This window comes from Pseudomonas vranovensis, from assembly GCF_040438935.1.
GTDB lineage: Bacteria > Pseudomonadota > Gammaproteobacteria > Pseudomonadales > Pseudomonadaceae > Aquipseudomonas > Aquipseudomonas vranovensis.
Genome location: NZ_CP159259.1, coordinates 1,169,313 through 1,195,205, shown reverse-complemented (window position 1 = coordinate 1,195,205; position 25,893 = coordinate 1,169,313). Strand labels below are relative to the sequence as shown.

General features: G+C 61.2%; 27 protein-coding genes and 1 pseudogene. 16 read left to right on the top strand and 12 right to left on the bottom strand.

Annotation, left to right across the window (positions count from 1 at the left end):
- The first annotated feature begins 13 nt into the window (after window positions 1–13).
- From ABVN19_RS05510 to ABVN19_RS05490, 5 genes are all read left to right on the top strand, one after another.
- A complete protein-coding gene (locus ABVN19_RS05510; RefSeq protein WP_051270361.1) occupies window positions 14–535 on the top strand; it encodes a flavin reductase family protein in 522 nt (173 codons plus the stop codon).
- Between the two features lie 72 nt (window positions 536–607).
- Window positions 608–2,020 carry an MFS transporter gene (locus tag ABVN19_RS05505; protein ID WP_051270356.1) on the top strand — a complete coding sequence of 471 codons (1,413 nt, stop codon included), beginning with the start codon at window positions 608–610 and terminating at the stop codon, window positions 2,018–2,020.
- Window positions 2,017–2,430, top strand: a complete 414-nt coding sequence (locus tag ABVN19_RS05500) for a GFA family protein (protein ID WP_028941518.1) — start codon at window positions 2,017–2,019, stop codon at window positions 2,428–2,430. Before ABVN19_RS05505 ends, ABVN19_RS05500 begins: the two co-directional genes overlap by 4 nt.
- Window positions 2,431–2,485: 55 nt before the next feature.
- On the top strand, window positions 2,486–3,526 hold the full coding sequence (locus tag ABVN19_RS05495) for a putative sulfate exporter family transporter (protein WP_105641833.1): 1,041 nt from the start codon (window positions 2,486–2,488) through the stop codon (window positions 3,524–3,526).
- Window positions 3,527–3,560: 34 nt separating this feature from the next.
- The gene (locus ABVN19_RS05490; protein WP_028941517.1) at window positions 3,561–4,934 is read left to right on the top strand and encodes a DUF1329 domain-containing protein; all 1,374 of its coding nucleotides are present in this window, start codon (window positions 3,561–3,563) and stop codon (window positions 4,932–4,934) included.
- Window positions 4,935–5,621: 687 nt separating this feature from the next.
- Here the strand turns inward: ABVN19_RS05490 and ABVN19_RS05485 are convergent.
- The 3 genes from ABVN19_RS05485 to ABVN19_RS05475 are packed head-to-tail and all read right to left on the bottom strand — an operon-like array spanning window position 5,622 to window position 7,323.
- Window positions 5,622–6,263, bottom strand: a complete 642-nt coding sequence (locus ABVN19_RS05485; RefSeq protein WP_028941516.1) for a LysE family translocator — start codon at window positions 6,261–6,263, stop codon at window positions 5,622–5,624.
- Between the two features lie 36 nt (window positions 6,264–6,299).
- The gene (locus ABVN19_RS05480) at window positions 6,300–6,620 is read right to left on the bottom strand and encodes an AzlD domain-containing protein (protein WP_028941515.1); all 321 of its coding nucleotides are present in this window, start codon (window positions 6,618–6,620) and stop codon (window positions 6,300–6,302) included.
- Window positions 6,610–7,323 (bottom strand): AzlC family ABC transporter permease, encoded by a 714-nt coding sequence (locus ABVN19_RS05475; RefSeq protein ID WP_051270353.1) that lies wholly within the window; start codon window positions 7,321–7,323, stop codon window positions 6,610–6,612. Before ABVN19_RS05475 ends, ABVN19_RS05480 begins: the two co-directional genes overlap by 11 nt.
- A gap of 143 nt (window positions 7,324–7,466) precedes the next feature.
- Between ABVN19_RS05475 and ABVN19_RS05470 the strand changes: the two genes are divergently transcribed.
- The 4 genes from ABVN19_RS05470 to ABVN19_RS05455 all read left to right on the top strand — a co-directional run bounded on the left by ABVN19_RS05470 (window position 7,467) and on the right by ABVN19_RS05455 (window position 11,952).
- Window positions 7,467–7,907 (top strand): hypothetical protein, encoded by a 441-nt coding sequence (locus ABVN19_RS05470; protein ID WP_028941513.1) that lies wholly within the window; start codon window positions 7,467–7,469, stop codon window positions 7,905–7,907.
- A gap of 270 nt (window positions 7,908–8,177) precedes the next feature.
- Window positions 8,178–9,569 carry an FAD-linked oxidase C-terminal domain-containing protein gene (locus tag ABVN19_RS05465; RefSeq protein ID WP_105642514.1) on the top strand — a complete coding sequence of 464 codons (1,392 nt, stop codon included), beginning with the start codon at window positions 8,178–8,180 and terminating at the stop codon, window positions 9,567–9,569.
- A 51-nt stretch (window positions 9,570–9,620) separates the two neighbouring features.
- Entirely contained in the window at window positions 9,621–10,559 is a 939-nt protein-coding gene (locus tag ABVN19_RS05460; protein ID WP_028941511.1) for a LysR substrate-binding domain-containing protein, read from the top strand.
- A 55-nt stretch (window positions 10,560–10,614) separates the two neighbouring features.
- On the top strand, window positions 10,615–11,952 hold the full coding sequence (locus tag ABVN19_RS05455) for an MFS transporter (RefSeq protein ID WP_028941510.1): 1,338 nt from the start codon (window positions 10,615–10,617) through the stop codon (window positions 11,950–11,952).
- Between the two features lie 11 nt (window positions 11,953–11,963).
- On the opposite strand, the gene ABVN19_RS05450 is transcribed toward ABVN19_RS05455, so the two are convergent.
- Window positions 11,964–12,896 carry a LysR family transcriptional regulator gene (locus ABVN19_RS05450; protein ID WP_028941509.1) on the bottom strand — a complete coding sequence of 311 codons (933 nt, stop codon included), beginning with the start codon at window positions 12,894–12,896 and terminating at the stop codon, window positions 11,964–11,966.
- A 105-nt stretch (window positions 12,897–13,001) separates the two neighbouring features.
- On the opposite strand from ABVN19_RS05450, the gene ABVN19_RS05445 reads away from it, so the two are divergent.
- Together ABVN19_RS05445 and ABVN19_RS05440 are read left to right on the top strand one after the other, a co-directional pair.
- Entirely contained in the window at window positions 13,002–13,967 is a 966-nt protein-coding gene (locus tag ABVN19_RS05445) for a DMT family transporter (protein ID WP_028941508.1), read from the top strand.
- Between the two features lie 103 nt (window positions 13,968–14,070).
- Complete coding sequence (locus ABVN19_RS05440) at window positions 14,071–14,823, top strand: carbonic anhydrase (RefSeq protein ID WP_105642513.1); 753 nt, start codon at window positions 14,071–14,073, stop codon at window positions 14,821–14,823.
- Between the two features lie 49 nt (window positions 14,824–14,872).
- Here ABVN19_RS05440 and ABVN19_RS05435 read toward each other — a convergent pair whose 3' ends face one another.
- Together ABVN19_RS05435 and ABVN19_RS05430 are read right to left on the bottom strand one after the other, a co-directional pair.
- Window positions 14,873–17,077 carry an OsmC domain/YcaO domain-containing protein gene (locus ABVN19_RS05435; protein ID WP_105642512.1) on the bottom strand — a complete coding sequence of 735 codons (2,205 nt, stop codon included), beginning with the start codon at window positions 17,075–17,077 and terminating at the stop codon, window positions 14,873–14,875.
- Window positions 17,078–17,175: 98 nt separating this feature from the next.
- Window positions 17,176–18,084, bottom strand: a complete 909-nt coding sequence (locus ABVN19_RS05430; RefSeq protein WP_209420920.1) for an alpha/beta fold hydrolase — start codon at window positions 18,082–18,084, stop codon at window positions 17,176–17,178.
- 202 nt (window positions 18,085–18,286) lie between these two features.
- Here ABVN19_RS05430 and ABVN19_RS05425 point away from each other — a divergent pair, with 202 nt between their 5' ends.
- Window positions 18,287–19,003, top strand: coding sequence for a TorF family putative porin (locus ABVN19_RS05425; protein WP_028941504.1), 717 nt, complete (start codon window positions 18,287–18,289; stop codon window positions 19,001–19,003).
- A gap of 79 nt (window positions 19,004–19,082) precedes the next feature.
- Here ABVN19_RS05425 and ABVN19_RS05420 read toward each other — a convergent pair whose 3' ends face one another.
- The 3 genes from ABVN19_RS05420 to ABVN19_RS05410 form a co-directional block, all read right to left on the bottom strand.
- On the bottom strand, window positions 19,083–19,949 hold the full coding sequence (locus tag ABVN19_RS05420) for an SDR family NAD(P)-dependent oxidoreductase (protein ID WP_028941503.1): 867 nt from the start codon (window positions 19,947–19,949) through the stop codon (window positions 19,083–19,085).
- A complete protein-coding gene (locus ABVN19_RS05415; RefSeq protein WP_051270350.1) occupies window positions 19,942–20,481 on the bottom strand; it encodes a nuclear transport factor 2 family protein in 540 nt (179 codons plus the stop codon). The genes ABVN19_RS05420 and ABVN19_RS05415 overlap by 8 nt, the downstream gene beginning before the upstream one ends.
- 94 nt (window positions 20,482–20,575) lie before the next feature.
- Window positions 20,576–21,652 (bottom strand): WYL domain-containing protein, encoded by a 1,077-nt coding sequence (locus ABVN19_RS05410; RefSeq protein WP_028941502.1) that lies wholly within the window; start codon window positions 21,650–21,652, stop codon window positions 20,576–20,578.
- A 100-nt stretch (window positions 21,653–21,752) separates the two neighbouring features.
- Here ABVN19_RS05410 and ABVN19_RS05405 point away from each other — a divergent pair, with 100 nt between their 5' ends.
- Together ABVN19_RS05405 and ABVN19_RS05400 are read left to right on the top strand one after the other, a co-directional pair.
- Window positions 21,753–22,118 (top strand): hypothetical protein, encoded by a 366-nt coding sequence (locus tag ABVN19_RS05405; RefSeq protein ID WP_105642511.1) that lies wholly within the window; start codon window positions 21,753–21,755, stop codon window positions 22,116–22,118.
- Window positions 22,119–22,162: 44 nt separating this feature from the next.
- Window positions 22,163–22,711, top strand: a complete 549-nt coding sequence (locus ABVN19_RS05400) for a hypothetical protein (RefSeq protein WP_028941500.1) — start codon at window positions 22,163–22,165, stop codon at window positions 22,709–22,711.
- A 183-nt stretch (window positions 22,712–22,894) separates the two neighbouring features.
- On the opposite strand, the gene ABVN19_RS05395 is transcribed toward ABVN19_RS05400, so the two are convergent.
- Complete coding sequence (locus tag ABVN19_RS05395; protein ID WP_105642510.1) at window positions 22,895–23,347, bottom strand: Lrp/AsnC family transcriptional regulator; 453 nt, start codon at window positions 23,345–23,347, stop codon at window positions 22,895–22,897.
- Between the two features lie 221 nt (window positions 23,348–23,568).
- Here ABVN19_RS05395 and ABVN19_RS05390 point away from each other — a divergent pair, with 221 nt between their 5' ends.
- Entirely contained in the window at window positions 23,569–24,153 is a 585-nt protein-coding gene (locus ABVN19_RS05390) for a LysE family translocator (RefSeq protein ID WP_256585924.1), read from the top strand.
- A 43-nt stretch (window positions 24,154–24,196) separates the two neighbouring features.
- Window positions 24,197–24,682 (top strand): MaoC family dehydratase, encoded by a 486-nt coding sequence (locus ABVN19_RS05385; protein WP_105642509.1) that lies wholly within the window; start codon window positions 24,197–24,199, stop codon window positions 24,680–24,682.
- Between the two features lie 187 nt (window positions 24,683–24,869).
- Here the strand turns inward: ABVN19_RS05385 and ABVN19_RS05380 are convergent, their stop codons facing one another.
- Both ABVN19_RS05380 and ABVN19_RS05375 read right to left on the bottom strand, forming a co-directional pair.
- Window positions 24,870–25,319, bottom strand: a complete 450-nt coding sequence (locus ABVN19_RS05380; RefSeq protein ID WP_028941497.1) for a GNAT family N-acetyltransferase — start codon at window positions 25,317–25,319, stop codon at window positions 24,870–24,872.
- An 81-nt stretch (window positions 25,320–25,400) separates the two neighbouring features.
- Window positions 25,401–25,697: pseudogene (locus ABVN19_RS05375) on the bottom strand (GFA family protein); the annotation flags it as partial.
- Window positions 25,698–25,893 lie beyond the last annotated feature (196 nt).

Below are 25,893 nucleotides of genomic sequence, written 5' to 3'. Positions count from 1 at the left end.
GGAGTCCATGTCAATGAACACTTCCAACTTCGAACCCCGGCAGTTCCGCCAGGCGCTGGGCGCCTTCACCACCGGCGTGACCATCGTTACCACCCGTGGCCTGGATGGTCAGGACTATGGACTGACTGCCAACAGTTTCAACTCGGTCTCGATCGACCCGCCGATGGTGCTGTGGAGCATCAACAAGGATTCCTCCTCGGCACACGCCTTTACCGAGGGCTCGCACTTTGCCGTGCACATTCTGGCAACTGACCAGGAGGTGTTGTCCAACCGTTTCGCCAAAAGCGCCAGCGACAAGTTCGAAGCGCTCGAGCTGCAACGCGGTCCTAGCGACATTCCCTTGCTCGATGGCTGCTCGGCTCGCTTCCAGTGCAAGACCACCTACCAGTACGAGGGTGGCGATCACATCATCCTGGTCGGTGAGGTACTGGCCTTCGACCGTGTCGACAAAGCCCCTCTGGTATTCCACGGTGGCGGTTACCGCCGCCTGCTTCCTGTGCAGAACAACATCGACGGCGCTCCCGCAGCGCGCTAGGGCAACACTGCGCGGTGTGCCGAACGCCGCGCGGCCTCGACTTCAACACTCAGTCCCAGAGGTAAACCGTCGATGACCCGTACAACAACTCTGCACACTGCGGCCGTGCCCTGCCCTGCACCGTGGCTACCCAGCCGTGGCCAGGCCAGCTATGCCCTGGGTGTGCTGCTGCTTGCCTATATGTTCTCGATCATGGACCGGCAGATTCTCAGTCTGCTGGTCGGGCCGATCCAGCAGTCCCTTCACGTCAACGACACCTGGATGGGCATGCTCCACGGTTTCACGTTCGCGGCCTTCTACTCCCTGGCAGGCCTGCCACTGGCCCGACTGATCGATCGTGGCAATCGGCGCCTGATTATCACGGTCGGCATCGGCGTATGGTGCCTGGCCACCGCTGCCAGCGGCCTGGCCACCGAATTCTGGCACCTGCTGGTGGCCCGCATCTGTGTGGCGGTGGGCGAAGCAGTACTGCTGCCGGGTGCCGTGTCGCTGATCAGCGACCTGTTCGTGCCACACAAGCGCGGCCGCGCCCTGGGTGTATTCGGCGCCGGCGGCCCGGTCGGTGTGGGGGGTGGTCTGCTGGCCACCGGCCTCGTGCTCGGCTACTTCAGCGCCCATCCCGTGACCTTGCCCGTACTGGGAACCCTGGCTCCCTGGCAGACCACGTTGATGTCCATCGGCCTGCCGGGGCTGATCGTACTGGCACTGATGTTTGGCGTACCGGAACCGCGCATGCGTGGTGCCAGGGTTGTGCCGGGGTCGGCGCCGCTGGGCGTGCCGCTGGCGGAAGTCGGGGCATTCCTGCGTAGCAACCAGCGTTCCTTCGCCACCATTGTGCTCGGACTGGGCTGCTACAACGCCGCAGTCTATGGCGGCGGTACCTGGGTGCCGAGCTATCTGGTACGCGAGTTCGGCTGGACTTACGCCAAAGCCGGCACCGTGATGGGGCTGATCATGTGCGTAAGCGCGCCTCTGGGTGTGCTCGGTGCCAGTTGGCTCGGGGAATTCTGGCACCGTCGCGGCGTGGAAAACGGCAACCTGCGCGTCGCGATCATCGCCAGCATCGGCCTGCCCGTGGGCGCGATCCCCTTGTTGCTGGCGCCCGATGCCTCCATGGCGCTGCCGTTCCTGGCCCTCACCGCCGCCTTATGGGTGTGCCTGTTCGGCGTTGGCCCAGCGTTGATCGTCGAGATGTCGCCCACGCCGATGCGCGGACAGTTCATCGCCTTGTTCACCGGTGTCCTCAACCTGCTCGGTGCCGGCATCGGCCCGGTGGCCATCGGCGTCATCACCGACTACGTGCTGGCCGACCCTGCCGCCATCCGCTACTCGATCCTGGCCGTCACGCTGATTGCCTGCACCCTTGCTGCAGTACTGCTGTCGGGTGCCCGGCGCAGCTTCAGCCGGACCCTGCAGTTGGCGCGTGGATGGCAGCCTGGCTCCAACTGTGCAATCCAACCCGGTAATAAACGAGACCCCTCATGAATACAATCAAAGGCAACTGTCTGTGTGGCGGCATCCACTACTCCAGCCACCTCGCCCCGCTGTCCACCGCAGTCTGTCACTGCATCGACTGCCAAAAGCAGAGCGGCAGCGCTTTTTCGGTCAACCTGCTGGTGCAGGCCGAAGGCTTCCTGGTCCAGGGCGTCAGCCTGGGTTGTTACGCCAAGGCCGGAGGCAGTGGCCTGCCGGTCAAACGCTACTTCTGCACCCGATGTGGCTCGGCACTGTATTCGGAAATCGCTTCGATGCCGGGCGTGCTGGCGGTCAAGGCCGGCACCCTGAGCCATCCGCGCAACAGCGCACCGAATCTGCACCTGTGGTGCGCCTCGGCACAGCCCTGGGTGGTGATCGACCGCTCCCTACCGTGCTTCGAGCAGACACCCACCGAGTGAACGACCACGACCCGGCGGAGGCTTGCTGCAACCGGCCGGGCACGAGATGCCTTTCATGACCAAAGACGTACAGTGCGCTGTGCCTGTCAGCGCTTTCAGACAACGACTGGCCCGCATGCAGGCCCTGGGCCCCGGATTACTGGTCAGCCTGGCCATCGCCATGGCCTCGGCGTTCATCGCTGACCATTATGGTGGCCCCACCCTGCTCTACGCCTTGCTGTTTGGCATGGCATGCCACTTTCTCAGTGAAGACAGCCGCTGCGTTGCGGGCATCACCTTCACCTCGCGGACGGTCCTGCGCCTCGGTGTGGCCTTGCTGGGCGTGCGAATCACTCTGGAGCAGATCGGCTCGCTGGGCTGGTTCACGGTGCTGGCGGCCGTATGCGCAGTCACCGCGACGATTCTGGTCGGCTGGATGAGTGCCCGCCTGCTGGGTGTACGTGACGACTTCGGGGTGTTGACCGGAGGTGCCGTCGCCATCTGCGGTGCCTCCGCGGCCCTGGCGATCTCCGCCGTACTGCCCAGGCATGAGCACAGCGAGCGCGATACGTTGCTCACGGTGGTCGCTGTAACCGGGCTTTCGACCGTGGCAATGATCACCTATCCGATTATCAGCAACCTGCTGGGCTTTTCGCCCGCGCAGGCCGGGACCTTTCTGGGCGGCACCATTCACGATGTGGCGCAGGTAGTCGGCGCCGGATACATGATCTCTCCGGCAACCGGCGACATCGCCACCGTGGTGAAGTTGTTGCGTGTCGCCCTGCTGGTGCCCGCAGTGGTGGTAATCGCATGGCTGTTTCGCAGGCAGCAGAGCACACAAGCGCACAGTGAACGGCGCATCCCGCTGGTACCGGGATTCTTGCTGGCGTTCATCTGCCTGGTCGCGGTCAACAGCAGTGGATTGATGCCGCACTTCGTTGTCCAGGCCCTGAGCGAAACCTCGCGAGCCTGCCTGGTGGTCGCCATCGCGGCCCTGGGCTTGAAAACCTCGCTGCAAAAACTGGCCACCGTTGGCTGGCGCCCCATCGCCTTGATGGTCGGCGAAACATTGTTCCTTGCGCTGTTGGTGATTGGCCTGCTGTACCTGGGCCGATGAATGAATGAGCGTTTTCTAACGTGAGAGCAACCCCATGAAAACAACAATAAAATTTGTGCAAACCGGCGCGCTGGCGCTTTCGCTGATGGCCTCGGCAGTGATGGCCAAGGTGTCCCCCGAGGAGGCTGCGCAACTGGGCACCACGCTGACACCAATCGGTGCCCTCAAGGCCGGCAATGCGTCGGGCAGCATTCCGGCCTGGGCCGGCGGCCTGCCCGCCACTGCGGGCACAGTCGACAGCAAGGGCTTTTTGTCCGACCCCTTTGCCGCTGAAAAGCCCTTGTTCGTCATCACCGCAGCCACGGTCGCGCAGCACAAGGACAAACTCACGGCGGGCCAACTGGCCCTGTTCGAGCGCTACCCGAGCACCTATAAAATCCCGGTGTACCCGACTCATCGCAGCGCAGCGCTGCCAGCAGACATCTACCCGGTGATCAAGGCCAGTGCGGTCAAGACCGAACAGGTCGATGGCGGTAACGGCCTGAGCGGCTTTGCCGATACCCGCTATTACGCCTTCCCCGTGCCGCAGAGTGGCATCGAAGTGCTGTGGAATCACCTGACCCGCTACCGGGGCGGCAACATCAACCGCTTGGCAACGCGGGTTCAGCCGCAAGCCAACGGCGATTTCAGCATGGTCCAGCTCGAAGACGAGATTTCGTATCCGCGCGAACTGCCGGGCCTGGACAAGCAGAAGGCCGAGAACATCCTGTTCTACTTTATCCAGCGCGTGACAGGGCCGGCACGCCTGGCCGGCAACGTGCTGCTGGTTCACGAAACCATCGACCAGGTGAAGTCGCCGCGCGATGCCTGGCTGTACAACGCAGGCCAGCGCCGGGTGCGCCGCGCGCCCCAGGTTGCCTACGATGGCCCGGCCACTGCCGCCGATGGCCTGGCCACCTCGGACAACTACGACATGTTCAACGGCGCGCCGGATCGCTACACCTGGGAACTGGTCGGCAAAAAGGAGCTGTACATTCCCTACAACAGCTACCGGCTCGACTCACCCAGCCTCAAGTATGCCGACATCCTGCAGGCCGGGCATATCAACCAGGACCTGACCCGCTACGAGCTGCACCGCGTCTGGGAGGTGGTGGCCAAGGTCAAGCCGGGGCAGCGCCACATCTATTCGACACGGCACATGTACTTCGATGAGGACACCTGGCAATTGGCAGAAGTGGATCATTACGACGGCCGCGGCCAGCTGTGGCGTGTGGGAGAGGGGCATGCCCAGCAGTACTACCACAAGCAAGTGCCTGGCTATACCGCCGAAGTGCTGTACGACCTGCAGTCTGGCCGTTATTCGGTGCTGGGCCTGAAAAACGAAGAAAAGCGCAGCATCGAATTCGGTGCCGTCGCCTCGGCGAGCAACTACACCCCGGCTGCACTGCGCCAGGCAGGGGTGCGCTGACGGGTAGGCGCTTCTGCCTTGAACCACGACCGCTGCGCGGCCGATCGCAGGCTGGCGCGGCTACATCAGCCTGGCCTGCACGCTGTAGCCGCTGCCCAGGAACGAGACTGTGATCGACTGCACAGCAGTCGCAACCCGGTCAGCAGATTGACCTCGGCATTGTCAGGCCCAAAGGTGGTTCGCTCCCGCCGGCTTGGGCCGGTAGGGGCGGGCTTGCCCCGCGATTTGGATGTGTGTGTTTATCCATTATCTGGGGTGGTGCTGAGTTACCCTTGTGCCCTTACGGCGCCCTACTTTCTTCTTGGAAAAAGTAGGCAAAACGCCTGCACCACCAGGTGCCCTACGCTGCGCTTCGGGTCCCCTCGCTCCGGTGTCGCTACGGGGCAATGCGAGCTACGCGTTGCAAGCAACTCTACGCTTCGCATCTTCGGCCAAGGCCGAAGGCGCTTTGCGCCAGCCCCTCCACGACACCTCCGCTCGGCCCTTCTGGTTAACGGGGCAGAAGATCAAGAGCACAATTCGCTGCGCTCTTGCTGTCCAGTGGTGTCCGTATGAGCAACTGTCTTGAACCACGACCGCTGCGCGGTCGATCGCAGGCTGGCGCCAGCGGCTACACCGGCAATTTGTAGCCGCTGCCGAGGCACGAGGCTGCGATCGACTGCACAGCAGTCGCATGGTGGGAGCGGGCTAGGCAGCCTGGCGGCGCATTGCCAGGATCGCCGCGCCAAAGCCGATGAATGTCGAGCCCACCAGCCGGCTGATCCACACCGAGAACGCAGGGCGTGTCAGCACACCCTTGGCCCGGGAAGCCAACGCGGCATAGACGCTCAACGACGCCAGTGACAACGCCATGAATATCGAGGTCAGGAGCAGGAATTGCGGCAGCAGCGCTGCGCCCTGGTCAATGAACTGCGGGAACAGTGCAGTGAAGAACATCGTCGCCTTGGGGTTGGTGGCCGCAGTCAGGAAGGCCGATTTGTACAGTTTCATGCGCGATGGCTTGACCTGACTACCACCAGCCTGGACATCCCCTGCCAGCATCGGGGTCTTCTTGAGCAGCTGCTTGGCACCCAGGTAGAACAGGTAGCCTGCGCCCAGGATCTTCACGGCGTTGAACATCCACTCCGAACTCGCCAGCAAAGCCCCCAGCCCCAACATTGCCGCAGCCGACAGGCAGAACAGCCCGCTGGCATTGCCGATCGAGGACCACACGGCGTAACGCGGCCCGTACGCCAGGCTGTTGTTGATCGCCATCAACGTCGCCGGGCCAGGGCTGGCGATGGCAATGGCTGCCACCAGGGTAAACGCGAGAATCGAGTGAAGGTCCATTTTCAGCTTCTTGGTACGCAGGTAGGGATTGGCATGTTACAGGACAATCGCGAGTTGTCTGAACAGCGCAGCCACAACAATTCCCGCCGCAATGGCCGGCAGCGGCTTGCGCAGCGCCAGCATCACCACGGCCGTTGTCAGCAAGGCGAGCCGCGCGCCGTTGTCACCAGTGACCGCCAATGGCGCCAGCACCGCCACCAGAACCGAGCCGGACATCGCACTGATGAACTGCTGCACCCGGTAGTTGATCGGAACAAAGGACATCACGAACACACCACCCCAGCGCGTGACCAGGGTGACCACCGCCATGATCAGGATGATGAGAAAGGTGCCGGACCCTGCGCTATCAATGCTCATTCTTTTTCTCCATCCACACCGCGCCCAGAATGCCTCCGGCCAGGGCGCCCACCACGACATGACTGTTTTCCGGCAAGTAGGCGTACGCCAGCAACGACGAGCCCGCCGCTACACTCCAGATGACCAGCATGCGCAGGTTCTTTTGCCCCCCGATCACCATGGCCAGCAAAAAGCAGCCCATTACCATGTCCAGGCCCAGGCTCACCGGGTCCTGGATCGCGCTGCCGAACACCAGCCCCAGCCAGCTGCCCAGTGCCCATGCCGACCACAGGGCGAGCCCACCGCCAAACAGCAACCCCAACCCCGACTTGCCAGCGTTGTAGGCCTGCATCGACATCGCCCAGTTGGCGTCCGAAACCACCAGCATCACACCGTAGCGCTTTGCCCGCGGAAGGTCGCGAAGCCAGGGGTACAAGGTCGCTCCCATCAACAGGTGGCGGGCATTGATTGCAAACACGGTGACCATCAACGGCACGACCGGCACCTGCTGCCCCCACAGATCCAGCGCGGCGAACTGCGCCGCGCCGGCAAACACCAGCGCGCTCATGAGCACCGTCGAGGCATCGTCCAGGCCCCGCTGTGCCGCGGCAAGCCCGAAGGCCACGCCAAACACCACAACAAACAGGGAAATGGGCAAGAGCTGTTTGAAGCCCTGCCCTACCTCCTGCCAATTCAGCGCGACTGCGCTTTTTTCAACGCTCAAGAAATCTCACCTCTTCTGTTGCTAGCGACAACACTGGGGTACTGCGAGCCCTACCATCCATCAGTTGGATCCCACGCCCGGAGCAGGCCACTAGACTTCATATGGGGGACGAAATCAACACACCTCACATCCGGAGATCTGTGATGAACAGAGCATCTTGGCTGGCGTTGGTAGTGGCGGTTGGGGCAGTTTCAGGCTGCGCGAGCAGGTCCGAGATTGTCGATGTCCCCCTCCAGGCTACCGCGCTGAACGCAACGCACATCGCACGCGCCACCCTCAGCCCGGTGGGCGATCAAACCAGCATCAAGCTCACGGTCGGTGGCGTGCCCCACGACATGGCCGTTTCCAACCGCCTGGACACTACGATCGTCGCGGGGTCATGCCAGCACCCGGGCAAACTTGCCTACACCACCCCGCAGGCCAACAGCGTCGACTATCCCTCGCTGGCACCGCGTACCCAGTACTGGGCACAGGCACCCGTGGCGTTGAGCCAACTGGCCAAGGGTGACCATGCCCTGGTCGTTCGCACCAGCCCTGCAGACGGCAGCCAGCCGCTGTTCTGCGGCGATATCAAAGAAGGCTAAAGGCAGGGCGACTGCGATACAGTCGATCGCAGCCTCGTTTCTCGGCAGCGGCTACAGATCACCCCGTGTAGCCGCTGGCGACAGCCTGCGATCGGCCGCGCAGCGGGCGTGAGTAAGTCAACGCCTCCTGTGTGTCAGTCCATCTCTTCAAGAGATGACTCCATCTGAAATCAGCACTACGGGTGTTGGCCAAAGCCTGCCTAAGATGAGCAACAACTCCCTACAAATGCCGCATGACCGACGCGGCGAACAAGAACCGGAGACTGCTCGATGCCCCTGCCCCACTCCCTGCGCGATGACCTGTGCCTGCTGCTCGGTGACCGGCTCTCTACCTCCGCCAGCGTGCGCGAACACCATGGCAGCGATATTTCCGCCCTCGACCCAATGCCGCCGGATGCCGTTGCCTACGCCAACAGCCTTGACGATATTGTCGGCATCAGTGTCGCGTGCTATCACCACGACGTGCCGATGATCGCCTATGGCAGCGGCACCTCGCTGGAAGGTTGGTTGCAGGCCACCCATGGTGGCGTGAGCATTGATGTCTCGGGCATGAACCAGATTGTCGAAATTCGCGTCGACGACATGGACGCCACCGTACAACCGGGTGTGACCCGCAAGCAGCTCAATGCCGCCTTGCACGGTACCGGGCTGTTCTTCCCCATCGACCCGGGTGCCGATGCGTCCCTGGGCGGTATGGCGGCAACCCGCGCCTCGGGCACCAACGCCGTGCGCTACGGCACCATGCGCGAAAACGTGCTGGGCATGACCGCCGTGCTGGCTGACGGACGCGTGATCAACACCGGTGGCCGGGCGCGCAAGTCTTCGGCAGGTTATGACCTGACCCATCTGCTGGTGGGCTCGGGCGGTACGCTGGCGACCATCGCCGAGCTGACCGTCAAACTGCACCCGATTCCGGAGGCCATTTCGGCAGCCGTGTGCCGATTCCCCAGTGTCGATCACGCCGTACGTGCGGTGATCCAGATCATCCAGCTGGGCGTGCCCATCGCCCGTATCGAGTTGCTCGACGCGCTGACCATGCGCGCCCTCAACGCCTACAGCAAGACGCAACTTCGCGAGGTGCCCTCGTTGCTGTTCGAGCTGCATGGCTCCGAGGCCGGTGTGAAGGAACAGCTGGAAACGGTGCGCATGGTCGCCGACGAACACCAGGGCCTGGACTTTGAATGGGCGGTGCATCCAGAAGACCGCAGCCGCCTGTGGCAAGCCCGCCACGACGGCTATTTCGCTGCCCTGGCCCTGCGCCCTGGTTGTCGCGCCCTGACCACCGATGCGGTGGTGCCGATCTCGCGCCTGGCCGACTGTATTGAAGCGACCGCCGCAGACCTTGCGGAAAATGGCTTGCTCGCCCCCATTTTCGGCCACGTAGGCGACGGCAATTTCCATGCGTTGATCCTGGTTGACCCTGACGATCATGGCGAAGTCGAACGCGCCGAAGCGGCCGCTCATCGACTGGCCGAACGCGCGATTGCCATGCACGGCAGTTGCACCGGCGAGCACGGCATCGGCTTGACCAAACAGCACTTCATGGCGGTTGAACACGGGGCTAACGCGGTGGATGCCATGAAAGCGATCAAGGCCGCACTGGACCCGAAGCAACTGATGAACCCCGGGAAGATTTTTCCTCGCGGACACGCCACCGGCTGAGGCGCTGTACCCTCACCGGCCCCGTACGTTCCCGTGCTGCAGGAAGCCCAAATGGAAATTCGCCAGATCAGATACTTTGTCGCTGTGATTGATTGCGGCAGCTTGTCCCAGGCCGCGCGCCAGGTGCATGTGGCGCAATCGGCCTTGAGCAAACAGATGTCGGCACTGGAGGACGAGCTGGGCGTGCAGCTGTTTCATCGCAGCCACAACGGCGTGGTCGCCAGTGAAGCCGGCAAGGTGTTCTATGAATATGCCCAGGGCATGCTCAAGCACCTGCTCGACGCCCGCGCCGCCGTCACCAGCAGCCCGGACGCGGTCAGCGGCTCGATCATCGTGGCGCTGCCGCAAAGTGTCGCCACCATCCTCGCCATGCCCTTGATGCGGGCGGTGGCCGCACGCTATCCGCAGGTAGCATTCCACCTCAATGAAGAGCTGACCGGCAACGTCATGGACCAACTGATCCGTGGCCGCGTGGACCTTGCCCTGTTCAGCTCTGCCGACCTGCCTGCACAGGTGCTGTTCAGTGCCCTGATCGAAGAAGACTTCTACCTGATCCACCGGGCCAATGCACCGGATGCACCGCCTGCCGGTGACGTGTCACTGGAACAGGCGCTGGCACGGCCGCTGGTGTTTCCCAGCCAGGCCCATGGCCACAGCACCCGCACCCTGGTTGAACAGGCAGTGGCACAACACGGGCTGACCGTGGGCGAGATCGCCATGGAGGTCAACTCCGTCCACATCCTCAAGAGCGCGGTCGAGGCTGGCATTGGCCACACCATCATGCCGTTGAACCTGGCCATGCGCGAAATCGAAGACGGGCGCCTGGTAGCCCATCGGGTTGCCGCCGAGGGGGTGTCGCGCACCCTGGGTATCTGCAGTTGCGCCTCGATGCCTGCCAGCCAGTTGAAAACGCTGATCAGCGAGTTGATCCGCGAAGTTGTCCGGGACATGTGCGCGTGCGGTGACTGGCCGGGAGGCCGCGCGCTCTGACCCGTTGCATTGCCATTTGCCGATTGCCCCTACAACAACAAGAAAGAGGCTCGAGATGACCCCCCTACCGCCACTCCCCGGCGACCTGCCGGACGCCGCACTGCACGCTGCATACCGCAAGACCGCGTGGCGGATCATTCCGCTGCTGATTGTCTGCTACCTGGTGGCCTACCTCGACCGGGTCAACGTCGGCTTTGCCAAGTTACAGATGCTCGATGACCTGAAATTCAGCGAGGCGGTATACGGCCTGGGCGCCGGCGTGTTCTTCGTCGGTTACCTGATGTTCGAGATTCCCAGCAATATCGCCCTGCACAAATTTGGCGCCCGACGCTGGATCGCCCGCATCATGATGACCTGGGGCCTGCTGTCGGCTGCGATGATGTTCATCGAAACGCCGATGACCTTCTACGTGCTGCGCTTTCTGATCGGCATCGCCGAAGCCGGTTTCTTTCCCGGGATCATCTTCTACCTCACCACCTGGTTTCCCAGCCATCGCCGCGGCGTGATGATTTCAATGTTCATCGCTGCCCTGCCGATATCGAGCATGCTCGGCTCGCTGATTTCCGGCTTGATCATGCAGTACTTCGATGGCGTGGCCGGTTACGCCGGCTGGCAGTGGCTGTTCGTGATCGAAGGATTGCCAGCGGTGGCATTGGGCGCTGCGGTGTTTTTCCTGCTGCGCGATCGCATTGCCGATGCCCGCTGGCTCAGCCCCGAAGAAAAGCGCGGGATGCAGGCGGCGCTGGATCGCGAAGCCAGGGCCAAGTCTGGTCACTCGTTGCGCGACGGTTTGCTGAACCCGAAAATCTGGCTGTTGGGCGGGGTGTATTTTTGCCTGGTGCTGGGGCAGTACGTCATCAGCTTCTGGATGCCCACCATCATCCGCAACAGTGGCGTCGCCGAGCCCTGGGCCATCGGCGTGCTGACGGCGATCCCCTATTCGGTGGCGACGGTGAGCATGGTGCTGGTGGGGCGCAGCTCAGACCGACTTCGCGAGTACCGCTGGCACCTGGCGATCTGCGCTTTCATTGGCGGTGCCGGGGTGGTGTTCGGTACGTTGTTCGGTGACAGCCTGTTGTTGTCGATGATCGGCCTTACCGTCGGCACGGCGGCGATGATCAGTAGCTTGCCGGTGTTCTGGGGCATGCCCACGGCGGTGGTCGGTGGCGCGGCCGCAGCGGCGGCGATTGCCTTGATCAACTCGCTGGGCAACGTGGCCGGGTTCTTCAGCACCATTGTGGTGGGCTGGTTGACGCAGCTCACCGGGAACACCCATGCAGCGATGTACTTCATGGCCGGGGCACTGGTGATCGGTGGGCTGCTGGGGTTGAGCGTGTCGCGTTCGCAAAGCGAAAGCAGCCCGCTGGCAGGCTTGCCCCGCGATGCGATGTGAGACACAGATCGCTATCGCGGAACATGTGTGAGCGGCGGTGCGACGTCTCGACTTGCCCCGCGATCCTGATTCAGAAAGCTCACCAGCTCACGGCCATGGCTGCTGAGTGATTCCCAGCCCTTGATGCACAACCGCAGCTCAAGGGTTGCCCAGCGCTCCCCCAGCAAGACCATCCGCACCGGCAACTCCTGCTCCATGCGCAGCGCGGTAGTCTGCGGCAGCATGGCAATGCCGGCACGCTGGGCGACCAGTTGGGCGATGGCCTCGAAGCTCGGGGCCCGCACACGGATCTGCAACGGCATGGCCAGTTTTCTCGCCCGCTCTTCGACAAAACGCTGCATGGCCCGCTCAGCCGGCAGGCCAATGAACGGGTAGCTCAGCGCATCGCTCAGGCGGGTGTGCTCGCACGCGGACAGTGGGTGCTCGTCAGGCACCAGCATCACCAGCCGCTCGTTGCGAAACGGCAACGACAGCACACCATCGCTGATGACACTGCCGTCATACACGCCGATTTCGCATTCGCCGGTCAGTACCGCCCGCATGACGTCGGCACTCCGGTACTCGGTCAGTTGCAGATCGACCTCGGGATAGTCGGCCAAGAATGCCCCCAGTACCGCCGGCAACAGGGTGCTGGTGGTCACGGTGGTGGCCGCCAGGCGCAGGGTGATGCGGCGCTGGCCGGCGAGCTCCTTGAGGGTGTCCTGTAGCTTTTGCGCCTCGCCCAGCACGCTGCGGGCCGCCTCCAGTACCAGCCGACCGGAGGGGGTGAGTTGCATGCCATCAGCCTTGCGCGTGAACACAGTAATGCCACAGCGCTCCTCGAACAGGCGCAGGCGGCTACTGGCGGCAGAGACTGCAACCGGAATACTGGCCGCCGCCTTGCTCAGGCTCCCGGTGGTGGCAATCGCGATCAGCAGGCGTAAGTCGGAGAGGTCGAAATGCACGTGGCGTTCTCTTTTGGCGAAGGCTTCGTTCGTAAAAATGCGATTCTTCGGAATTTACGTTCTCTTTAGAATAACCCCTGTCTCCATTCCTCTCCTGGGTTGCCCATGAATAATTTGCGTGCGTTGTGCCAGCGCTGCGTCCATAACGGCAGCCTGTTCGCGGTGCTGTCTGCCCTGGGGTTCAGCCTCAAGGCGATTTTCGTCAAGTTGTCGTATGCGGCAAGCCAGGTGGATGCGATCACACTGCTGGCGATGCGCATGGGCCTGGCCTTGCCGCTGTTTGCCTGGCTGGTATGGGCCAGCCGCGGCCCGAGCAACGCGCCGCTGGGCTGGGGCGATGGGATGCGGGTGATGCTACTGGGCTTGTTCGGTTACTACCTGGCGAGCCTGTTCGATTTCTATGGCCTTGAGTACATCAGCGCCGGGCTTGAGCGGCTGATCCTGTTCACTTACCCGACCCTGGTGCTGGTATTCCAGGCCATCGCCCTGCGCGAACGCCCTACCCTGCGCACTCTAGCGGCGATGGGTCTGTGCTACCTGGGCCTGGGGATCGCCTTCGTGCATGACGTCAGCGTCGCCGGCATGGGCAACCAGGTGATCGTCGGCGCGGCGTGGGTGTTCGCCAGTGCGGTGACCTATGCACTGTATTACTCGGGCACAGGCATCATGCTCAAGCGCATGAACTCCATGCGCCTGGCGGGGCTTGCGGGCGGTGCGTCATCGCTGATGGTGCTGGCCCATTATCTGCTGGTGGCCGATTTCGCCGGGCTCTGGCAACTGCCCACGGCGGTATGGGTGTATGCAGCGTTGATGGCGGTAGTGTCCACGGTGCTGCCAATCTATTGGGTAGCCCTGGCGATCCAGCGCATGGGCGCCACGCATACCGCCGCCGTCGGTAACCTGGGGCCGGTGCTGACGGTACTGGCCTCATGGGCGGTGCTCAGTGAGGAGGTGTCGGTGTACCAGATGGCCGGGTTGGCCCTGGTGCTGTTCGGGGTCTCGCAGTTGAAACCTGCGAAGGCAAAGGCGCAGGCACCCGAGCAGGTCGAGGCCGCCCCACAAAAGGCTTAGCGTGCAGGTCAGCTAGACTTGAGGGTCCTGGTGCCAGTCGTTGTGCAAGGCACCAGCCCCAAGCGTAGTTACTCTCACCGAGTCGACCTGAGTACACACCATCATGTGTAAATCATGTGATTCAACGTCCACGTCCACCCCCACCGATCGTCGTCGCTTTCTTCAATTTGCCGGTCTCGGGGCCAGCGCCCTGCTACTGGCTGGCGCGTTACCTGCACGGATGATCCAGGCCGCGGAGAAATCGTCTGCGCCCCCCAAACCCCAGAACGTCATGACGCCCGACCAGGCCCTGCATCGCTTGGTCGAGGGCAACGAGCGGTATGTCAGTGGCAACTCCGATACACACGACTTTCTGGATGAACGCGAAGCATTGGTTTCCGGCCAGAACCCGTTCGTGGCAGTGCTCAGTTGCTCCGATTCACGGATCGCCCCGGAGTACGCCTTCGACACTGCACGCGGCGATCTTTTCGCCATCCGTGTGGCCGGCAATTTTGTCACCGACGAAGGCCTGGCCAGCCTTGAATATGCAGTGGCCGTGCTCGGCGCCCCGTTGATCCTGGTGCTGGGCCATGAAAGCTGCGGCGCCATCGATGCCGGTATCAAGGCGGTGAAGGACCAGACCGTGTTCCCCGGGCATATCTCCAAACTGACTGACGCACTCAAGCCCGCCATCGAAAAGGTCATCAAGCAACCCGGCAATCTGATGGAGAACGCGACGGTGCAGAACGTCAAGGACTCCATCCAGCGCCTCAAAAACGCCACCCCGCTACTCACCGATGCCCTTGGCAAAGGCACGCTGAAAGTCGTCGGCGGTGTCTACCGCCTGAGCACCGGCAAAGTCGAGCTGTTTAGCTGAGGCCAGAAAACAAAAAAGCACCCGAGGGTGCTTTTTTGCTTACTGCCATTCAGCTGGACAACGCGGCCACCTTGGCCCGCGCACTGTGCAGCTTTTTGTAGCTTTCGATCAGCCGCAGGTGCTTGTCGAGCCCTTCAAGCTTCATGCTCGTCGGCGTCAGGCCGAAGAAGCGCACGCTGCCGTCCACCGACCCTGTCACCGCATCCATGCGCGGATTACCGAACATGCGGCGGAAGTTGACCTCGTAGTCGGCCATCTCCAACTCGTCATCGAGTTCCACCTCAAGCGCCACGTTCAAGGCCTGGTAGAACAACCCGCGCTCAACGGTGTTGTCGTTGAACTGCAAGAAGGTTTCCACCAACTCCTTGGCCTCGTCGAATTGCTGCAACGCGAGGTGGATCAGCAGTTTCAGCTCAAGGATGGTCAACTGGCCCCAGGCCGTGTTTTCGTCGAATTCGATGCCGATCAAGGTAGAGATATCGGTGTAGTCATCGAGCTCGCTCTCGATCAGGCGATCGAGCAGTGCCTGCAGGTCGTCTTCGTCCAGGCTGTGCAGGTTGAGGATATCGGCGCGGAAGAACAGTGCCTTGTTGGTGTTGTCCCAGATCAGGTCGTCCACCGGGTAGATCTCCGAGTAACCCGGTACCAGGATGCGACAGGCCGTTGCGCCCAGGTGCTCGTACACCGCCATGTACACTTGCTTGTCCATGCCTTCGAGAATGCCGAACAAGGTGGCGGCCTCCTCGGCGTTGGCGTGCTCGCCCTGCCCGGAGAAGTCCCACTCGACAAATTCGAAATCGGCCTTGGCACTGAAGAAGCGCCACGACACCACACCGCTGGAGTCGATGAAGTGCTCGACAAAGTTGTTCGGCTCGGTCAACGCATGGCTTTCAAAGGTCGGCTGAGGCAAATCGTTCAGGCCCTCGAAGCTGCGACCCTGGAGCAACTCGGTCAAGCTGCGCTCCAGCGCCACCTCAAGGCTTGGGTGCGCACCAAAGGAGGCGAACACACCGCCGGTGCGCGGGTTCATCAGGGTGACGCACATGACCGGGAAATCCCCGCCCAGCGAGGCATCCTTGACCAGGACCGGGAAGCCCTGTTCTTCCAGCCCCTGGATACCGGCCAGAATACCGGGGTACTTGGCCAGGACCTCCTGCGGCACATCCGGCAGAGCAATTTCGCCTTCGAGGATTTCACGCTTGACCGCGCGTTCGAAGATCTCCGACAGACACTGTACCTGGGCCTCGGCCAAGGTGTTGCCGGCGCTCATGCCGTTGCTCAGGTAGAGGTTTTCGATCAGGTTGGAGGGGAAGTACACCACCTCGCCGTCCGACTGACGTACAAACGGCAGCGAGCAGATACCGCGTTCCTCGTTGCCGGAGTTGGTGTCGTACAGGTGCGAGCCGCGCAGCTCGCCATCGGGGTTGTAGATCTCCAGGCAGTAGGCGTCGAGCAGGCCAGCCGGTAGCGCGTCTTTGCGGCCCGGTTTGAACCAGCGCTCGTCGGGGTAATGCACGAACGGCGCGTTGGCAATTTCTTCGCCCCAGAACTGGTCGTTGTAGAAGAAGTTGCAGTTCAGCCGCTCGATGAACTCGCCCAGCGCCGAGGCCAGGGCGCTTTCCTTGGTGGCACCCTTGCCGTTGGTGAAGCACATCGGCGATTGTGCATCGCGGATATGCAGCGACCATACGTTGGGAACGATATTGCGCCACGACGCGATCTCGATCTTCATGCCCAGGCCCGCCAGGATCCCGGACATGTTGGCGATGGTCTGCTCCAGGGGCAGGTCCTTGCCGGCGATGTAGGTGCTGGCGTCCGAATCCGGATTGACCATCAGCAATGCCTGGGCGTTGGCATCGAGGTTTTCCACTTCCTCGATGACAAACTCCGGCCCGGTCTGCACCACTTTCTTTACCGTGCAACGATCGATGGAGCGCAGGATGCCCTGGCGGTCTTTTTCGGAGATATCCGCCGGCAGCTCGACCTGGATCTTGAAGATCTGGTTGTAGCGGTTTTCCGGGTCGACAATGTTGTTCTGCGACAGGCGGATATTGTCGGTGGGGATGTCACGCGTCTGGCAGTAGAGCTTGACGAAGTAAGCCGCGCACAGGGCCGACGAAGCCAGGAAGTAGTCGAATGGACCCGGGGCAGAACCATCACCCTTGTAGCGAATGGGCTGATCGGCCACCACCGTGAAGTCATCGAACTTGGCTTCAAGTCGAAGGTTGTCGAGAAAGTTAACCTTGATTTCCATGCGGGATTACCATCGAGCAAAACAATTTGGCCGCCATTATCCGGTTTTTCACCCTGAAGTCCCGCGCTTTCGAGCGATGGCCGCTGACCGGTCCCGGGCTACGGCTTCACGACAGCGACTATTGCCTCGACCACGCCTTGTGCAAGGGGTAGATCGCGCTGCGCGTAAGAACGCAGGTTGGCTTGGGTGTCGCCCTCGGGCACTTCCTTGAGGACATGATTGACGCGGGGAAGCACCTTCACGATGGCGTCTGGCTTTGCCTTTGACAGCGCTCGGGCATCCTCGGTGTGTACCTGCAGGTCGTCAGTACCTTGAAGGATCAGCACCGGTCCATTGACGTTCTTGATGAGTTGCACGGGATCGACCTGGAAAATGCTGATCAGGTATCCCTGCACCTGCGGTCGAAACAATGGTTCCAGCGGCGCGGAGACCTCGGCCACCGTCTTGCCCTGCTCAAGCGCGCTGATGATGTTCAGTGCCTCGGGCATCAACGGCTGGTTGGCGGGGTTGCTTTCGAGCTGATCGCGCAATACCGAGGCCAATGGCCTGCCTGGTGTAGCGACCAGAATCAGGCCGCACAGGCGCGTGCTGTGTTGCGCCGTCTGCAGTGCGACCAGGCCACCTTCGCTGTGGCCCAGCAGCCAGATGCAACGCTGGCTGCCGCGATCAGCGAGGTACTCGACCCAGGCACCTACGTCGTAGGCATAGTCCTGCATCCGTACCTGATCCGGATCGGTGATCGCAGCCCGGCTGCCAAACATCCCGCGCTTGTCGATACGTACGGAATGGATGTCGCGTGCTGCGAGTTCCTGCGCGAGCAGTCGATAGGGCGCTGCACGGATACCCAGCGGGCTGTTGCCGTCTCGGTTGGTCGGACCGGAGCCGGGGATTATCAGCACCATGGGGGCCGAGGGCTCAGCCCCACTGACCAGGGTGCCCTGCAATGGCCCCTCAGGCCCGGGAATCTGCAACACCTGCTCGGCCATCGAGTGAATGGAAAACACCATCAAGAGCGCTGTGATCGACATCCTTGCCCGGCTCAAAGTCTTGAATCCTCATGGTTGTGCGCACGGTCCGAGTGCGCGGCAATGATTGGACCCCGCAGTCTGCCACAGTCCTTCAACGCCGATGCGCCCCTCCAAGGTTTCCCCAGGCTGCCGGCACGGGTATCCTCTGCCCCTCTAGAACACGCTTTCCAGGACGGTGACCATGACCAGGTTCCTTCTGCTGGCCACGGTGTTGTTGCTCAGCCCTGCGCTGATGGCCCAGCAGATCCAGCGCCAACTGGGCGATTTCGACTTCAAGCTGGGCACCAGCGCCTCGCGCACCATGGCCCAGGGGCTGATTTCGCCAGGCGCCATCGGCGCCTTTCACGGGGGTGTCGACCTGACCCACGCCGACGGCTGGTACATCGGCCAGTACGCACCGAGCATGGGCCTGACGCCCACCTCTTCCCTGCAGCTGGACAGCTACTTCGGCTACAAACAACGCTTCGACGACAGCCTGGGTTATGAAGTGGGGCTGATCCACTACAGCCACCCGACCCTCGCGGACCGCGACAGCTATGCCTTGTATGGTGGCCTGACCTGGCTGGGCAGCCGCCTGGGCGGCGCCTTCAACGACAAGCCCGCCAACCGCACCGGCACTCTGTTCGCCGACTTCGGCCAGTTGCCCATGGTGGATGTGGGCCTGACCCTCAAGCTTGCCTATCACCAGTTGGGCACACCGTATGCCCTGAGCAACGGCGGTCAGGTGAACAGCTTCAATGACTGGTCACTGAAGCTGTCGCGGCCGTGGTTCGGCATGGACCTGGATCTGATCTACAGCAATTCCAACCTCAGTGGCGGGGGATGTGATGCGTATTCGGGAATGAATACGTACTGCGACAGCATGGTGACGTTCAAGGCGCAACGCAGCTTCTTCTGAGGGACAGGAGCTGCTCTCGCGGGATCAAGTTTTACTTGATGTGCTGTACCCACGGCCACCACAGTGGCCCGTCGTGCCGCTACTCGACAATCGCCGGATGCGCCTGCACCGGGCCACCCAGCACCTCGCGGTACGAGGGCGGCTGCGTGCCGTCCAGATCGACAATGCCATACGCCAGCGCCGCTTCTGCGCCGATCAGCACCTGCCCGGATTGCGTCATGCGGTTCGAATCGCAATACAACGCGTGAATGACCTTGCCGGTGAACGCCGGGCTTTCCAGCACAAACGAGAAGTCCTCGTAGCGCTCCGGGTGGTCTTCCAATGCGCGTGTCGTGCGCTCCGTGCGCAGCGGGCCCATCCAGATGGACACCACCGCAACGTCATAGGGGCGAAGATCCACGGCCATGTCCTTGGCGAACTTGTCGACACCGGCCTTCTGCGCGCCATATGCAGCACCGTGCATATAGCAGTTCGAGCCGAATGACGAGGTAAACGCGATCAGCCCGCCCCGCCGCTTAGCCATCAGCGCAGCCGCATGCCAGCTCGCCACATAGGCCGAGCGCAAGCCGACATCAAGGATGTTGACAAGATCGAGCGACTTCTCCCAGAACGGGCCAGGCTCAATCAGTTGATCGTGCAGAAAGGTCGCGTTATTGACCAGGATATCGAGCCGCCCGCTTTCGCGTTCGACCCGTTCAAACAGACTCCGCACCTGCTCGTCATCGGCGTGATCACAGGCGACGGCGATGCCTTTGCCGCCCAACGCGTCGATCTCGCGCGCGGTCGCGTGGATCGTACCTGGCAACGGCGCGTCGCCCTCGTTCTGCGAGCGGCCGGTCACATAAACCGTCGCGCCTTCCGCGCCGAGCGCCAGTGCAATGCCTTTGCCGGCACCGCGCGACGCGCCTGTCACCACCGCGACCCGATTGCTGTGAGCGTTATTCATTGGCGAACGCCTGTGCTGCGGACTGAATGACCGGCACCGCGATTGGCTGAACCCCGGCAAAGCGCACACCGGGCGCCGTGTCCTCGTAGCTCGCCTCCAGGGTGGACGTTACAACGCAGCGCGTGGCAGAGATCTTCCACTGGCCGTCGATCTTGCGGTACTCATCCTCGTAGTACGCACCGAGTTGCGTGATGACGCGCGAGCGCGTGTCGATCATCTGGTAATGCAGGCCCCAGGTGCCGCGGGCTTGTGCGTGATCAAGGACATCGATCTGCGGGTTGACGCCGTGATGCATCTCGACGACGTGCGGGTGGCAGCCAAGCGCCTCGAAAATCGCCACCAGCTGATCGCGGTCCTCGAACGCACCGATCCGGCCATAGTCGATGCGCACCGGGCCTGACGCGAAGCAGTCGCGCATACCCTGCGCATCCTTGAGGTCGCAACAGGCCAGATAGCGCGCTTTAAGCCGGCGAATCGCCTCGGCGTCTTCGAGCAAGCGCAAACGCGATTCCAGTTCATCGGTGGGGGTCATGCCATCTCCTCGGGTCGTGCCGGTTCGTGAGCCTGGGCAACAAGGTACAAGCACCGCCACACCGAGCAGTAATCCAAACAGACGATGTGGCGTCTCAGCGCTCGTAGGCGCTCAGCGCAGCAGCCAGCATCTGGTGGACATGATCCCTGAGGGCCTTGGGCTCCAGCACTTCGATATCCGCAGCATTGGCCATCAGGAACAGTCGCAGGCCCTGCGAGTCGCGAATCGTGCAGGTCAGCAACCACCTGTCTGCGCAGGGGGCCAGGGTCTGGTCTTTATCAAGCGGATTTTCTGAAAGCCGGTTGTACAGGTTGTCCCTTAGACGAAGGCGCGTTAACTGGGGAGGCGTGTGCAGGGTCACGAGGTCTTTCTGGGCTTCGTCCGAATGAATATCGTAACCCTCCGGGTCTTGGATAGTGCGCTTGCCCGGCTCGACCTTGGTGATTCGATGAAGCATCAACGCACACAGTGTATTGGGCCCGTTGCTGCTGTACTTGCCTCGCGGCACGCCAGCATCGGGCGCCTTGCCCAGCCAGTTTTCTTCGGCGACAAAAGCAGAGAGATAGATATTGGAGTCCTGGTGCGACAAACCCAGTGGCTTGAGTTGGTAGATGCACTCGACACCTTCGGCATCGCGAGGCCGATACCAAACCTCCAGGGGCCTGTCCTCAAGGATGGCCTCCTGCAGACGCTTGAGGTGTTCGGCGTTGTGCTTGCCCGGCTGCAGTACCGTAAACCGGGTGCCGGAAGTAATGCGTTTGCTGAAGTCGAGCTTGCGCCTGGCACCATCCTGCATCACTAGGTCAGCGTAGTCCCGCAGGCCTTCGAGCTCATGGGTAGCTGACTGCAGGCCGAAGCGTTCGGCGTGCTGGAAAATGGCCGTGAGCGACATTGCGTCCGAGGGTGAAAGGACAAGCGAGTGGCTTCGGCCAACCGCTTTCCAGAGCAACTCCCGCCGGTCCTCCTTGCTCCTTTCGGATTGAACGTATTTCAGCCCTTTCAGCACCTTCAGGTCACGAATGGTGGTCTTTTCGTGATGGATATCACCGTCATCACCATGACGCTCGACCCAGAGGACCAGCTTCTTGTGAACGTCTGCGGTGGAAACGGGTTCACCGGCGGCATGGAGGATTTGTCGCAAATAATCACGACGGTGAGCACGATTGATCATTTTTTTAATTCAGGACAAGAAGTGTCCCTATTGGAGTTCAGGATGGTCCTCGTTGGCAAGGCAATCATGCGGTTAACGCAGCAGACGAGGGACACACACCATGAGCGACATCACGCTGTTGAAAGCGCTGATTGTTCAGCGCGCGATGGGGGGTATCGGCGCTGCTGAACTTCGCCAGCAGGTCATGCAGCAATCACCTCAGCTGACGGAGGCTGCGCTTCAGTCGGTCTTAGTGGGGTTGCAGGAAGAAGACCGGCTATGTGGTCACGAGGTTGAAGGCCAGTGGATGTACACCGCGATCGACAAGAACGATCCAGGCTATACCCCGCTGGAGTACAGCCCGCAATTTGCGGAGCAGATTATCGCGGCGTCGTGTGAGGCGTTTCATGAGATCGACGTGGACGACATGATCAGTCAACTCGATGCCATGATCGCCAAAGCGCGAGCGCGTCAGAACAACAGTTAATATCGAGCGCCCCTGCGCGGCTCAATTGAATGGAAGTAGAAACCATGGCAACGAAAGATGTGAAGTCGGCGATTATCAACGCCAAGCCGGGCATTCAGAAGTATCTGGCCCTGATGGAGCAAGTAGACAAGGTGAACGTCTCGACGGATGCCGTTTTTCGCCGCGCATACAACGGGTTCTACCGGGTTCAACGGCGCACGCCCTCCTGGTACGACACCTACTACAGCCTCATGGAGCAGTTGAAAGGCTCGAAGCCTACGTTTGCTGAGATTCTCGACCATTTGTACGCGGCCACTGAACGCTACGAACCCTCATTTTCCAGCAAACTGGTCGCGACGCTGCGGCCTGACAAGCCTGTCTGGGACATTCATGTGCTGCGCAACGTCAACCAGACGGCGCCCGCCTACCACTCCAAGACCAAGGTTGAAGACGCCAAGAAACGCTACGCGGACATCGAGAATTGGTACCAGAACTTCCTGCCATCCGATGAAGGCATCAGCTGGATCACACAGTTCAACGCACTGGTACCTGCGCACGACAAGCTGAGCGATCTCAAGAAAGTGGATTTCATACTCTGGCAGACGCGCGACTAGCAGCGGTGAATGGTACAGGCTTTGTACTTGGCCGCTCCGGAGCCTGCCAGGTTGACTCCACAGCGGCGAAATATGACCGGTATCGACGCGAAGCTGCCGTTGGTGAATGGCAGCTATCGGCCAGAAGCAGCCATTCCCAAACTCCACAAAATCCAGCAAGAAACCGAAGACCTGCCCCGCCAATCACAAAGGAAGCGGTCTGTCTTGAATGACCCGCTTCATGACCAGGGTAGAGGTCAGTCGTTGCACATTAGGCAAAGTCGAAAGGCTCTCATCGTAAAGTCTTTGGAAGGCTGGCAAGTCCTGGGCAATGACGTGCAGCAGGTAATCTGGCTCCCCAAATAATCTCTGGGCATCGACCACCTGAGGTATATCAATGAGCGCCGTCTCGAATGCCTCGACAGCGTGCCGGTCACCCTCTCGAAGGGTGGCAAAGACCATGGCAGAAAAATTCAGGCCCAATGCACCGGGGTCAAGCTGCGCGCGATAGCCCAGCAATACACCTGACGCCTCCAGTGCCCGCACTCGCCGATGGCAAGGAGAGAGACTCAGGCCTACACGTTCGGCAAGCTCAGTGACCGAAAGGCGACCATCTTTTTGCAGCTCAGCAAGAATCTTCCGGTCAATCCTGTCCACGTAGAAAAATCTCCCAACCTACAAATAAAAACGACCATCTTTGAAAGCTAATTCTAAGCCTATTTCATTAATCTTCCACCAGCCATTAACTACCGTTCACCTCTTGAGAGAACCAGAGGGACGGGCTTTGATTTGAGAACTGGAATGATGAATTACACGGTGAATTATGATCTGGCGCAGGTGACGCCATGACCTTCAATGTTTTGGTTGCCTTTTGAGCGGTGTCGATTTTGTTCGTCATCACGCCTGGAGCCGATTGGGCTTACGCGATATCCGCCGGCTTGAAGCATCGAGTCGTCATTCCCGCTGTGGGCGGACTGCTATCCGGCCACTTGATTGCCACAATGGTTGTAGCCGGTGGTGTTGGCACTCTGGTCGCAAACCACCCTGTGACCATGTCGGTGCTGACGATGGCTGGGGCGGGTTACCTGCTGTGGTTAGGCATCAATATGCTCGTATCTCCCTCTACACCGCGCGCGGATGAGGTTCAGGCGTCAGGCTCATGGAAGCGCTGGGCGCTCAAAGGGCTTTGCGTCAGTGGGCTAAATCCAAAAGTGTTCCTGCTGTTCCTGGCGCTCCTGCCTCAATTTGCCGACGCCACTGCACCTTGGCCTGTACCGATGCAGATGATTGCGCTCGGGCTCGTCCACACTTTCAGTTGTGGCGTGATCTACCTTCTAGTCGGATTTGGCTCGCAGGTTGTTCTGCGGACACGCCCAGCCGCCGCTCACCTGGTCAGTCGTTTTTCTGGAGCGGCCATGACCCTCATCGCCGTGGCTCTGTTTGCCGAACAACTGCTGCGTTAATACACCTTCTGATTCTCCCACCCTCGCCTTCCAAGGAGTCGTAATGAAAAGCCCTAGAGAGTGCGCTGCCGAAGGTCTCAAGGTCGGTGACCGGTTCACAGTAGTCCGTTGCTTTTCAGATGACGATATTCGTCAATTCGCGCACATTTCACGAGACTACAACCCGGTTCACTGTGATGCACGCTACGCGCAGCTATGCAGGTTCAAGGCACCCATTGCCCATGGGCTTCTGACTGCCAGCCTGGTCACCGAAATTGGCGGGCAGATTGGTTGGCTGGCGACAGGGATGAGCTTCGAGTTCAAGCATCCCGTTTACGCGGGACAACCGATTACCTGCCACTGGCTCATCGCTGATATTGATGAGCGGGGTCACGCAAAGGCCGAAGTCAGGATAACCAACTCAGAAGGTATCACGGTAGTGGAGGCGACAACCTCTGGTGTGCTGCCAAGAACTGACGAGCGTGAGCGCCTCACTCAGATGCTCTCTGAGGGAGATCCCACCAATGGTGCTGCCCGCCCCATGAATTGACTGCATGAAATGGGTCAATCTCGTCAATTCGTGACCGGCCGCTATGGGTCGGGAGCTGACAATCGGGAGCGGCCGCTTTCGACCCATAGCTGCCCTTCGCGCAGGGCAGCTTACGGCCAATTGCAGCCTTCGAGGGCAGGCAGAAACCGGCCAGAAGCGGATATCGATCTGTCGCGATGCCAGCCCCTCAATCAGTCAGCCGCTTCTCCATCGGTTGATAGACCAGCCCGGAAAACTCACCCACCTCCCCCGCCATCGCAAACCCGTAACGTTCATAAGCGGGCACTGAGGGCAGCGACGCCCTGACCGTCACCACATGGGCTCTGGCCTGCTCCAGCGCCGCATTCACCAGACGCTTCCCGACGCCGCGACGCTGCCAGCCAGGCGCAACGAACAGCATCGCCACATGGCGCCCTTCCTTGAGCTCAATCAGCCCCGTCAGGGCTCCGTCTGCGACACACACCAGCATCAGGTTGTCACCCATCATTCGCTCGGCAAACGCCTGCTGTGCGGCCACCTTGGCGAAAGTCTCCACGCCCTGCGCCGACAGCGAAGGCGCAACCGCTAGCGTGAACGACTCCAGGCAAAGGGCATTGGCGCTGGGCAAGTCGGCGTGCGTCATTTTGCGTATCTGCATGGCCATCTTCCGTGATTGAAATGTATGAGTCACTCTTCTCCAAGACAACTAGGGGTCAGCGGTCTGTTCGAGCAAATGCTTTCAGTCGCCTGCTGGCGTGTACCCATGGACTGCGGCATCAGCATGAACATATTTTTGCTTATCCGCTATGAAGGGAGTGTCGAGCGTGCCCAAGGCTATCGAAACCCAGTCGGCAAACGCCCCTTGTGTTCGTGACCAGAACAAGGTCGAACCACACTCCACGCAGAACTCGTGCACGACCGTCTCTGATGGGGCATCGGCTTTGATGCAGGTGGAACCCGCTAGTATGCGAAGCGCGCTGCGAGGAACGCTGCCATAAGACGCGAGCATCGCCCCGTGCCCTTTGCGACACCGGCTGCCGGTTAGCGCCCCCAACCCTCGACGGGGGTTACGGGGCACCTTGCATCGCGCGTTTGTCCGGCACATCGGAGTGACACCGGCGGAATACCGCAAGCGCCACGCGCGCACGGACTAAGATGGGAGCACCGGGGGCCGGGTTCTACGTATTTGCTCGATGACGAATGTTCCGATTAAGCTGGCGACATGACGCTAT

Coding starts and splice junctions, on each gene's coding strand:
- ABVN19_RS05510 (WP_051270361.1), top strand. CDS start 14: ATGAACACTTCCAACTTCGAACCCCGGCAGTTCCGCCAGGCGCTGGGC.
- ABVN19_RS05505 (WP_051270356.1), top strand. CDS start 608: ATGACCCGTACAACAACTCTGCACACTGCGGCCGTGCCCTGCCCTGCA.
- ABVN19_RS05500 (WP_028941518.1), top strand. CDS start 2,017: ATGAATACAATCAAAGGCAACTGTCTGTGTGGCGGCATCCACTACTCC.
- ABVN19_RS05495 (WP_105641833.1), top strand. CDS start 2,486: ATGACCAAAGACGTACAGTGCGCTGTGCCTGTCAGCGCTTTCAGACAA.
- ABVN19_RS05490 (WP_028941517.1), top strand. CDS start 3,561: ATGAAAACAACAATAAAATTTGTGCAAACCGGCGCGCTGGCGCTTTCG.
- ABVN19_RS05485 (WP_028941516.1), bottom strand. CDS start 6,263: ATGGACCTTCACTCGATTCTCGCGTTTACCCTGGTGGCAGCCATTGCC.
- ABVN19_RS05480 (WP_028941515.1), bottom strand. CDS start 6,620: ATGAGCATTGATAGCGCAGGGTCCGGCACCTTTCTCATCATCCTGATC.
- ABVN19_RS05470 (WP_028941513.1), top strand. CDS start 7,467: ATGAACAGAGCATCTTGGCTGGCGTTGGTAGTGGCGGTTGGGGCAGTT.
- ABVN19_RS05465 (WP_105642514.1), top strand. CDS start 8,178: ATGCCCCTGCCCCACTCCCTGCGCGATGACCTGTGCCTGCTGCTCGGT.
- ABVN19_RS05460 (WP_028941511.1), top strand. CDS start 9,621: ATGGAAATTCGCCAGATCAGATACTTTGTCGCTGTGATTGATTGCGGC.
- ABVN19_RS05455 (WP_028941510.1), top strand. CDS start 10,615: ATGACCCCCCTACCGCCACTCCCCGGCGACCTGCCGGACGCCGCACTG.
- ABVN19_RS05445 (WP_028941508.1), top strand. CDS start 13,002: ATGAATAATTTGCGTGCGTTGTGCCAGCGCTGCGTCCATAACGGCAGC.
- ABVN19_RS05440 (WP_105642513.1), top strand. CDS start 14,071: ATGTGTAAATCATGTGATTCAACGTCCACGTCCACCCCCACCGATCGT.
- ABVN19_RS05435 (WP_105642512.1), bottom strand. CDS start 17,077: ATGGAAATCAAGGTTAACTTTCTCGACAACCTTCGACTTGAAGCCAAG.
- ABVN19_RS05430 (WP_209420920.1), bottom strand. CDS start 18,084: ATGGTGTTTTCCATTCACTCGATGGCCGAGCAGGTGTTGCAGATTCCC.
- ABVN19_RS05425 (WP_028941504.1), top strand. CDS start 18,287: ATGACCAGGTTCCTTCTGCTGGCCACGGTGTTGTTGCTCAGCCCTGCG.
- ABVN19_RS05420 (WP_028941503.1), bottom strand. CDS start 19,949: ATGAATAACGCTCACAGCAATCGGGTCGCGGTGGTGACAGGCGCGTCG.
- ABVN19_RS05415 (WP_051270350.1), bottom strand. CDS start 20,481: ATGACCCCCACCGATGAACTGGAATCGCGTTTGCGCTTGCTCGAAGAC.
- ABVN19_RS05410 (WP_028941502.1), bottom strand. CDS start 21,652: ATGATCAATCGTGCTCACCGTCGTGATTATTTGCGACAAATCCTCCAT.
- ABVN19_RS05405 (WP_105642511.1), top strand. CDS start 21,753: ATGAGCGACATCACGCTGTTGAAAGCGCTGATTGTTCAGCGCGCGATG.
- ABVN19_RS05400 (WP_028941500.1), top strand. CDS start 22,163: ATGGCAACGAAAGATGTGAAGTCGGCGATTATCAACGCCAAGCCGGGC.
- ABVN19_RS05385 (WP_105642509.1), top strand. CDS start 24,197: ATGAAAAGCCCTAGAGAGTGCGCTGCCGAAGGTCTCAAGGTCGGTGAC.
- ABVN19_RS05380 (WP_028941497.1), bottom strand. CDS start 25,319: ATGCAGATACGCAAAATGACGCACGCCGACTTGCCCAGCGCCAATGCC.